General features: G+C 73.7%; 8 protein-coding genes. 3 read left to right on the forward strand and 5 right to left on the reverse strand.

Translation table 11 applies throughout. The features are described from left to right. Positions 1-21: 21 nt before the first annotated feature. The 5 genes from ACGFIR_RS11550 to ftsY all read right to left on the reverse strand — a co-directional run bounded on the left by ACGFIR_RS11550 (position 22) and on the right by ftsY (position 6483). On the reverse strand, positions 22-2388 hold the full coding sequence (locus ACGFIR_RS11550; RefSeq protein WP_393004406.1) for a [protein-PII] uridylyltransferase: 2367 nt from the start codon (positions 2386-2388) through the stop codon (positions 22-24). Positions 2389-2404: 16 nt separating this feature from the next. Beyond that, complete coding sequence (locus ACGFIR_RS11555; protein ID WP_176733926.1) at positions 2405-2743, reverse strand: P-II family nitrogen regulator; 339 nt, start codon at positions 2741-2743, stop codon at positions 2405-2407. A 25-nt stretch (positions 2744-2768) separates the two neighbouring features. Next, positions 2769-4193, reverse strand: a complete 1425-nt coding sequence (locus ACGFIR_RS11560) for an ammonium transporter (RefSeq protein ID WP_393004408.1) — start codon at positions 4191-4193, stop codon at positions 2769-2771. A 231-nt stretch (positions 4194-4424) separates the two neighbouring features. Then, a complete protein-coding gene (locus tag ACGFIR_RS11565; protein ID WP_393004410.1) occupies positions 4425-5288 on the reverse strand; it encodes an aminoglycoside phosphotransferase family protein in 864 nt (287 codons plus the stop codon). A gap of 7 nt (positions 5289-5295) precedes the next feature. After that, complete coding sequence (gene ftsY / locus ACGFIR_RS11570) at positions 5296-6483, reverse strand: signal recognition particle-docking protein FtsY (protein ID WP_393004412.1); 1188 nt, start codon at positions 6481-6483, stop codon at positions 5296-5298. A gap of 151 nt (positions 6484-6634) precedes the next feature. Between ftsY and ACGFIR_RS11575 the strand changes: the two genes are divergently transcribed. The 3 genes from ACGFIR_RS11575 to ACGFIR_RS11585 form a co-directional block, all read left to right on the forward strand. Then, a complete protein-coding gene (locus ACGFIR_RS11575; protein ID WP_393004414.1) occupies positions 6635-8347 on the forward strand; it encodes an alkaline phosphatase D family protein in 1713 nt (570 codons plus the stop codon). A 329-nt stretch (positions 8348-8676) separates the two neighbouring features. Next, a complete protein-coding gene (locus tag ACGFIR_RS11580; protein WP_393144570.1) occupies positions 8677-8856 on the forward strand; it encodes a hypothetical protein in 180 nt (59 codons plus the stop codon). Next, a partial coding sequence (locus ACGFIR_RS11585; protein WP_393144572.1) for an N-acetylmuramoyl-L-alanine amidase occupies positions 8856-9747 on the forward strand: 892 nt, incomplete at its 3' end. The genes ACGFIR_RS11580 and ACGFIR_RS11585, both read left to right, overlap by 1 nt.

Here is a 9747-nt window from a genome sequence, read left to right on the forward strand (position 1 = left end):
AACTGCCGACGCGCCCCTTCCTCACACCGCGGCCAGCACCGCGGCCTCCAGGTGGGCGCGGGTGGCGGCGTCCGGCCAGCCGCCGACGAGGTAGAAGGCGTCGACCACGTCGCCGCCCAGGGTGGAGATGCGCGCCGCGCGCACCTGGGCGCCGGCCTCGTCCAGCGCGCAGGTGACCCGGTAGAGCAGGCCCGCCGCGTCCGCCGCGCGCAGCTCCAACAGCACGGCGTCCGTGGCCGCCTCACGGTGCCAGACCACCCGGGGCGCGGCCCCCTCGGAGCGCGCCGCCAGCGCCCGGCCGCGCAGCCGCTGGATGACCGAGACGTCGCCGTTGACCGCGCGGCGCAGGTCGGCGCCGAGGGCGACCGGGTCGGGCGCGAGCCCGTACCGGGGCTGCACCCGGCACTCGACCAGGGCCCGGCCGTCGACGGTCGAGGCGTCGGCGGAGAGCACCTCCAGCCGGTGCAGCGCCAGGCAGCCGGCCACCGTCGCGAGCAGGCCGCGCCGGTCCGCCGCGGCCACCGCCACCCGGTCGGCCGTCAGGTGTACGACCGGCAGGGGCCCCGCCAGCAGCGCCGGGTCGGGGGCGGGCGCGGCGGGCAGCGCGCCCGTGTCCAGCGCGATCCGCACCCGGGCGACCAGCTCGGCGATCAGCCGGCCCTTCCAGTCCGACCAGGCGGCCGGCCCGGTGGCGGCGGCGTCGGCGCGTACCAGGGCGTGCAGCAGGTCCAGCGTGGTCGCGTCGCCGACCCGCTCGGCCACCCCGGCGATGGTGACCGGGTCGGCGAGGTCCCGCCGGGTGGCCACCTCGGGCAGGAGCAGGTGCAGCCGGACCAGCGTGCCGATCATCGCCACCTCCGGCCCGGGCAGGCCGATGCGGGTGGCCACCGCCTCGGCCAGCGGGGCGCCGACGGTGCTGTGGTCGCCCGGCAGTCCCTTGCCGATGTCGTGCAGGAGGCCGCCGAGCAGCAGCAGGTCGGGACGGTCCACGTCGCGGGTGTGCCGGCTGGCCTCGTACGCGGTCTGCACGAGGTGCCGGTCCAGGGTGAACCGGTGCACGGGGTTGTGCTGCGGGAGGCTGCGCAGCCGGGTCCACTCGGGCAGCCAGCCCTCGATCAGCCCGTACCGGTCGCAGGTCTCCCAGGCGGGCACCAGGCCGGGACCGGCGCCCAGCAGGGTGACCAGTGCGGCCCGGGCCTCGGCCGGCCACGGCGCCGGCAGCGGCGGGCAGTACGCGGCCAGCCACTCGCAGGTAGCCCGCGCGATCGGCAGCCGGGTGACGGCCGCGGCGGCGGCGACCCGCAGCGACAGGCTCGGGTCGGGGCGCGCCCCGATCGCGGTGCGGGCCAGCACCAGCTCTCCGTCGTGCTCGACGACGTCCCGGGCGACCGGCCGGCGCAGCGGACGCCCGTCGGCGCCCCGGCGGCGGCCCGAGCGCAGCCGGTCGGCGGCGCGGAAGGCGTCGTCGAGGGCGTGGCTGACGGTCCGGGCGTCCCCGGCGACCCGGCGCAGCAGCGCGTCGCCGTCACCGACCGCCCGGTCCCGCCGCGAAGGGTCGGACGCCTCCGGTGGTGGCTGCCGGAGTGGCGCGAGGTCGGCCGCGCCCGGCGGGAGGTGCCGCAGGCCGAGCAGCGCGGCGACCCCGTCGCGTTCCTGGGCGACGAGCCGGTCGACCCGGCGGCCGACCTGGTGGTGCAGCGCGTCGCGGGTGTCCAGCAGCCGCAGGTGCGCGGCGCGGACGGCGGGGCGCAGCGCGTCGGTGATCCCGGCGGTGGCGATCGCCCGCAGGATGCCCACGTCGCGCAGCCCCCCGGCCGCCTCCTTGAGGTCGCCCTCGAGCAGGAACGCCAGCTCGCCGTGGGCCGCCCAGCGGGCGGCGGTGATCTCACGCAGCGCCGGGAGCTGGCGTACGGCGGTGCGCCGCCAGTGGTCGGCGGCGGTGCGGACGAGGGTGTCCGCGAGTGCGGCGTCCCCGGCGACCAGTCGGGCGTCGAGCAGCCCGAGGGCCACCTTCACGTCGTCCTGCGCGACGGAGAGCGCCTCGGCGACGGTCCGGACGGAGTGGTCGAGCCGCAGCCCGGCGTCCCACACGGGATACCAGACGGAGCCGGCCAACTCGTCCACGCCGGGCACCCCGGAGTGCAGCAGGACGAGGTCGAGGTCGCCGTGTGGCGCGCACTGCCGGCGGCCCAGCCCGCCGACGGCGATCAGCGCCACCCCGGGCCGCCGCGGCAGCAGCGCCCGCAACCACCGGTCGTACGCGTCGGCCCGCGCGGCCCGTGCCGCCTCCCCGACGCCGCGGTCGACGCCGACGACCTCGTCGACCAGGAGTCCGGCGGCACCGTTGCCGGTGCCGCCCGACGGGTTCTTCCTGGTCGACGAGGTCATGTCGGTGGGTGGCCGGTCAGAGCGCGTCGAGGCCGCGCTCGCCGGTGCGGACCCGGACGACCTCCTCGACGGCGGTCACCCAGACCTTCCCGTCGCCGATCTTGCCGGTCCGGGCGGCGCCGACGACGGCGTCCACGATCTTGTCGACGTCGATCTCGTCAGTGAGCACCTCCACCCGGATCTTGGGCAGGAACTCGACCGTGTACTCGGCACCCCGGTAGACCTCGGTGTGCCCCTTCTGCCGCCCGTAGCCCTGGACCTCGCTGACGGTCAGGCCGGCCACGCCGAGGGCGTGCAGGGCCTCCTTCACCGCGTCCAGCTGGTACGGCTTGATGACCGCGGTCACCAGCTTCATGTCCAACCCCTCCATCCCAGGAACGTTAACCGGCGACCTTCTCGTCGACCGGCGCGGCCGGCTCGGCCGGCTCGGCCGACTCCGCGGGCGTGGGTGCCGCGGTCGGCTTGGCGGCGGTCAGCCCGGCCATGGCGAACGCGCTGCCCCCGCCGCTGCCGGCGGCCGGCGACAGGTCGTAGCCGCTCTCGGCGTGCTCGGCGATGTCGATGCCGCCGACCTCGTCCTCGGCCCGCAGGCGGAAACCGATCGTCTTCTCGATCACGAAGGCCAGCACCCAGGCCACCCCGAAGGACCAGGCGGTGACGATCAGACCGGCCAGGGCCTGCCGGCCGAGCTGGGTCACCCCGCCGCCGTAGAACAGCCCGTCGGAGGCGCCGATCACGTCGGTGATCGCCCCGTTGACCGAGTTGGTGGCGAAGAGGCCGAGCCAGAGCGAGCCGATCCAGCCGCCGACGAAGTGCACGCCGACCACGTCGAGCGAGTCGTCGTAGCCGAGCTTGTACTTGAGGCTGATCGCCAGCGCGCAGACCGCACCGGCCACCAGGCCGAGCAGCACCGCCGCCCAGGGCGCGATGAAACCGCAGGCCGGGGTGATGGCGACCAGGCCGGCGACCGCGCCGGACGAGGCGCCGACCAGCGTCGGCTTCCTGTCCTTGATCCACTCGACGACGATCCAGCCGAGCACCGCGGCGGCCGTGGCGAGCTGCGTGTTGACGAAGGCCAGGCCGGCGACCGAGTCGACGGTGAGCTCGGAACCGGCGTTGAAGCCGAACCAGCCGAACCAGAGCAGCCCGGCGCCGAGCGCGACGAGCGGGATGTTGTGCGGCTTCATGCCCTCCCGGGGCCAGCCGAGCCGCTTGCCCAGCACCAGCGCCAGGGCCAGGGCCGCCGCACCGGCGTTGATGTGCACCGCCGTGCCGCCCGCGAAGTCGAGCGCGTGCAGGTCGCCGCCGATGATGCCGCCGCCCCACACCCAGTGCGCGACCGGGAAGTAGACCAGCGTCGCCCAGCCGAACGCGAAGAGCAGCCAGCCGGCGAACTTCGCCCGGTCGGAGACGGCACCGCTGATCAGCGCGACGGTGATCACGGCGAACATCATCTGGAAGGCCATGAACACGTAGAGCGGGACGCCGATGCCGCTCGGGTTCTCCGCCGTCGCGCCCCAGAGGTCGGTCTCGGCGAGGAAGGTCTTGGTGCCGAGGTAGGCAGCCGGGTCGCCCCAGAGCCCGTTGACATCGCTGCCGAACGCGATGCTGAAACCGTAGAACCACCACAAAACAGAGATGAGCCCGATCGCGGAGAAGCTCATCATCATCATGTTCAGTACACCCTTGGCCCGGTTCAGGCCGCCGTAGAACAGCGCCAGTCCGGGCGTCATGAGCAGCACGAGCGCCGTCGACACCAGCAACCAGACGGTGTTGCCGGAATCGATCGTGGGTGCCTCAGGCACGCTGGCCTCCTAAAGGTGAAGTTCCCTCCTTCCCGGCTTCCGGGGCAGCGTCGCCCGTACGCCGGATGCGCGGAAGCCTGCTCGCTCCCTGTTTCCCCCAGCGTCACCCGTCGGTTTCCGAACGGTGACGGCTTGTTTCGGACGTGTGAAGAGAACCGCACAACGGCGCAGGACGGCATTTCGCCCGGAACCGCACCACGGGCGCGGACGGGGTCCAACGGCGTCGACCGCTCAGCGCAGCGCGTACTCCAGGGCGTTGCGCTCGTAGTCGAGCAGGCGCAGGTCCCGCATCGGCCGGCGCAGGTGCCCCTTGTGCACGATCCGGACGAAGGCCGGCTCGCCGGCGGCGGCCATCCGGCGGATCCCCTCCACGTGGTCCACGATCCGCTTGCGGATGGTGCGGACGAGCCGGTGCCGGTCGCGGGGGATCAGCCCGTACGCGTCGGCGAAGAGGCGCAGCCGGCGGGGCCGGTCGGGCTGCTTCCAACCGAGCGTGATCGAGTCCCGGTCGGAGAAGACCGGCACCCAGGTCCAGGCCGCGTACGCCACGTCGTAGATCCGGGCGCCCGGCGAGGCGAGGTCGAAGTCGATCAGCCCGAGGGTGCCGTCCGGCCGCCAGATGACGTTGTGCGGGGCGGCGTCGTGGTGGCAGATCACCTCGGTGTCGGGCGGCGGCGGGCCGAACGAGCGCCAGACCGCCCCGGGCGGCGTGACGAAGCCGTACTGGGCGTCGTGGAACATCCGCAGCATGGTGGCCACGGTCACCAGCGCCTCGTCGGTCACCCAGTGCGGGGCCAGCGGGTACTCCCCGCACTCCCCCTCCAGGTACGACAGGACCTCCCGGTTGCGTTCGTCCATGCCGAGGGCACGGGGAGCGCCGGTGAAGCCCACGTATTCCAGGTGGCGCAGCAGGGCGTGCACGGAGGGCGTCCACGGCCCGGCGTTGCGTCGGACCGTGTCACCGACCCGGACGACGGTGCTGACGTTCCCGCCGTGTAGCGGGATCTCCTGCGAAGTCACGTACGGTCTCCCGAGGCGCGGCGACGGGTGGCTGGGGTCGCGCCACCCGGCGTAGGCGCGATCGTCGGTCGTCACTGCGAGGTTACGCGTCCCGGGCGAGCGGCTCGGTACCGAGCAGCGCGTCGACGAACTGTGCGGGGTCGAACGGGGCCAGGTCGTCCTTGCCCTCGCCGAGCCCCACCAGCTTGACCGGGATGCCGAGCTTGCGCTGCACGGCGATGACGATGCCGCCCTTGGCGGTGCCGTCGAGCTTGCTGAGCACGACGCCGGTCACGTTGACCACCTCGGTGAAGACCCGGGCCTGCTCCAGCCCGTTCTGCCCCGTGGTGGCGTCGAGGATCAGCAGCGTCTCGTCGATCGGGCCGTGCTTCTCCACCACCCGCTTGACCTTGCCCAGCTCGTCCATCAGGCCGATCTTGTTCTGGAGCCGGCCTGCGGTGTCGATCAGCACGGTGTCGACACCGGTGTCGATGCCCCGCTTGACGGCGTCGAAGGCCACGCTGGCCGGGTCGGCCGCCTCGGGCCCGCGGACGGTCTCCGCGCCGACGCGCCCGCCCCAGGTCTCCAGCTGGTCCGCGGCGGCGGCCCGGAAGGTGTCGGCGGCGCCGAGCAGCACGCTGCGCCCGTCGGCGACGAGCACCCGGGCGATCTTGCCGCAGGTGGTGGTCTTGCCCGCGCCGTTGACGCCGACGACCAGCACCACCGCCGGCACGCCCTCCTTGGGCGCGGTCCGCAGCGACCGGTCCAGGGTCGGGTCGAGCGCGTTGACCAGCTCGGCGGCGAGCAGGGCCCGCAGCTCGCCCGCGGAACGGGTGCCGAGGACCCGGGTCCGCTCGCGCAGCCGGTCGACGATCTCCCGGGTGGCGTCGATGCCGACGTCCGCCGTGATCAGGCTGTCCTCGATCTCCTCCCAGGCGTCCTCGTCGAGGTGGTCGCGGCTCAGCAGGCCGAGCAGCCCCTTGCCGAAGGCGTTCTGCGAGCGGGACAGCCGCGACCGCAGCCGGACCAGCCGCCCGGCGGTCGGCTCCGGGACCTCCAGCACCGGGGCCGGGGCTTCGACGACCGGCGGCTCCACCAGGATCCCGGTGGACAGTTCGGCCTCCGGCGCCTCCACCGGCGGGCCGGCGAGGTCCTCCTCGGCCCGGGTCTCGACCTCCGTCCCGGGCAGCGGCGGCTCCGGTCGCCGGCGCAGCCGCGGCACGACCAGCCCGATGCCGCCGAGGATCAGCACGCCGAGCAGGGCGAGCGCGATGAGGAGGTATTCGGTCATGCCGGAATCCTGTCAGATGCCGGTGAAGCTGTCCCAGCCACCGCTCCCGAGAGGGCGCGCGGCGGGGCGCCGGTAGGCTCGGTCACAGCCAGCAGTGGTGCGACCGCCGGCCGGGTAGTAAAGATGAAGTCCGCTCATCTGGAGGTCCACCATGCCCGCGGCACACCTGCTCATCGGTCCACTGCTACGCAGGGTGGTCGGCACGCGGGCCACCATCTGGGTCGAGACCAGCGCGCCCGCCGTGGTCACCGTCCGCACCGCCGACGGCGCCGGCGGCACCGCACCCACCTTCAGCGCGTACGACCACCACTACGCGCTCGTCGTGGTGGAGGGGCTCGCCCCGGACGGCGCCACCAGCTACGAGGTGCTGATCGACGACGAGGTCGCCTGGCCGGAGCCGGGGAGCAGCTTCCCGCCAAGCGTGATCCGTACCCGGGCGGTCGACGACCTCGACCAGCCGGTCCGGTTGGTCTTCGGCTCCTGCCGGGAGACCACCCAGCACGCCACCACCCGGCGGCTGCCCCCGGACGCCCTCGACGCGTACGCCCGGCGGCTGATGGCCGACCCCGACCGGGCCGACCTGCCCGACCTGCTGGTGCTCCTCGGGGACCAGGTCTACGCCGACGTGACCTCCCCCACGGTGCGCCGGCTGCTGAAGCGGCGGCGGCGCCGGCCCAAGGGCGCGCCGGGCGACCAGGTGGTCAGCTTCGACGAGTACACGAAGCTCTACCTGGAGTCCTGGCGGGACCCGGAGATCCGCTGGCTGTTCTCCACCGTGCCGAGCGTGATGATCTTCGACGACCACGAGATCATCGACGACTGGAACACCTCCGCCTCCTGGCGGGCCGACATGCGCGAGCAGCCCTGGTGGGCGGAACGGATCACCAGCGGCCTGGCATCCTACTGGGTCTACCAGCACCTCGGCAACCTCGCCCCCGACGAGATCGCCGCCGACCCGGTCTTCGCCAAGGTCAGCGCGGCCGAGGACGCCACCGGGGTGCTGGCCGAGTTCGGGCAGCGGGTCGACACCGAGGCCGACCTCGCCCACGACACCGAGCGGTGGCGGGCCGTGCAGTACCAGTGGAGCTACGCGCTGGACCTCGGCCGCACCCGGCTGGTCATGCTGGACAACCGGTGCAGCCGGGTGCTGGCGCCCGGCCAGCGGGCCATGCTGCCCCCGGGCGAGTGGTCGTGGTTCCTCGACCGGGCCCACGGCGTCTACGACCACCTCGTGGTGGGCTCCTCGCTGCCGTGGCTGCTGCCGCCGGGCATCCACCACGTGGAGGCGTGGAACGAGAAGCTGGCCGACTCCCGGCAACGCTGGGTGGCCCGGCTGTCCGAGAAGCTGCGCCGGGGGCTGGACCTGGAGCACTGGGCCGCCTTCCGCCGCTCGTTCGACGGGCTGGGCGCGCTCTTCGCCCGCCTCGGCAGCGGCACCCCGGGCGGGCCCGGCGAGCGCGTCGGGGCCGGCCCGGCGTACGCGCCACCGGCGTCGATCAGCGTGCTCTCCGGCGACGTGCACCACTCGTACGTGGCGCGGGCACGGTTCGACGACCGGAGCGTGGTCACCCCGGTGCACCAGCTGACCTGCTCGCCCATCCACAACCAGGTGCCCGCCGGGATGCGCCCGCTGATGAAGCTGGGCTGGTCGTCCGGGCCGGCCGGGGCCACCCGGGCCCTGGCCCGCACCGCCGGCGTGCGCCGTCCCCCGTTCCGGTGGAAGCGGCTGGCCGGGCCGTACTTCGGCAACGCGGTCGCGACGCTGGTGCACACCGGTCGTACGGCCGAGGTGACGATCGAGGGCACCACCGGCGACGGCCACCTGCGCGAGGTGATGCGCCAGCGCCTGACCCCCGGCGGCTGATCCCGTCGCAGCCCTCCGCGACCACGCGGACTGCCACCACCGAACTTCCCGGCTTCGACGTGCGCGGATTCATCAATTCCCAATTGTCGATACCGAATCGAGACATTCGGTCGCGATCATTCATCCGTGTCTCGTCGGAACGGCGCCTCGACGACACCCGTCGCACCCGACGGGAGGACTTCGTCGTCGATGCCTGCGCACCCCGTGCCCCGCCTGGTGGCACGAACACGGTCGAGCCGACCCGCCGCCACTGTTCCGGCGCGACGCGTTCCCGTGGCCCCCACCGCACCCGGTGAGGGGCCGTCCGCCCTGGCAGGAAGGCTCTCGTCGTGGCCACCACCAGAACCCGCGAAACAACGCGGGCGTCATCTCGCGTCCCGCTCCGGACCGTCAGCCGGCGCGCCCTGCTCGCCTCCGTACCCGCCGTCGTGGCGGGAGTGTCGTCGACCGACCGGCCGGCGCTCGCCGCTCCCGCCGTCGAGTGCCTCGCCGACCTCGGGACCGTGTGATGGGGATCCCCTGGCTCGCCGACGTCCTGCGGGCAGCCGGCGTCGCGGTCGTCGAGGAGGGTGACTGGCGCTCCCGGGGCATCAGCGGCGCGTTCGACCCGATCGGCGTGCTGTGGCACCACACCGCCGCGACGTCCAGCCCGAGCCGACCCGCACCCGCGCTGGGCGTCTGCATCAACGGCCGATCAGACCTGCCCGGCCCGCTGTGCCACGCGCTCGTGGACTACCACGGCGTGTTCCACCTGATCTCCGCCAACCGCGCCAACCACGCCGGCAACAGCCGGGGCAGCGGCCCCATCCCGGCGGGCAGCGGCAACACGATGCTGATCGGCTGGGAGATCGACTACAACGGTGTCAACCAGTCGATGACCCAGGCCCAGTACAACGCGTCGGTCGCGGCGACCGCCGCGGTGCTGCGCAGACTGGGCCGCGACGCCAGCTACGCCCGGGGTCACCGCGAGACCAGCACCACCGGAAAGATCGACCCCTCCTTCATCGACCTGGACGCGATGCGCCGCGACGTCGCGGCCGCCATGGCCGGCGGCGGCTCGGGAGCCGGCATCATGTACCACCAGGTGCGGTTCCCGAGCCGGTCGTGGAGCGGGTTCCAGCCACTGGCCGGCTACCGGACGACCGACCCCGGCCAGGCCCGTGACATGGCGATCGCGGGAATGCCGGACCGCTCCGCCCAGGTGCTCATCATCGGGGCCGACAACACCGTCTTCCACCAGATCCGTAACCCCAACGGCACCTGGACCGGATTCGCACCCCTCGCGGGCGCTGGCACCCCCACCCCGGCCGCCGGCAGCCGCGTCAGCATCGCCGGCATGCCCGACGGCTCCGCCCAGGTCCTCATCGTCGGCGCCAACGGAGGCATCTACCACCAGATCC

Source organism: Micromonospora sp. NPDC049051 (assembly GCF_043197575.1).
GTDB lineage: Bacteria > Actinomycetota > Actinomycetes > Mycobacteriales > Micromonosporaceae > Micromonospora.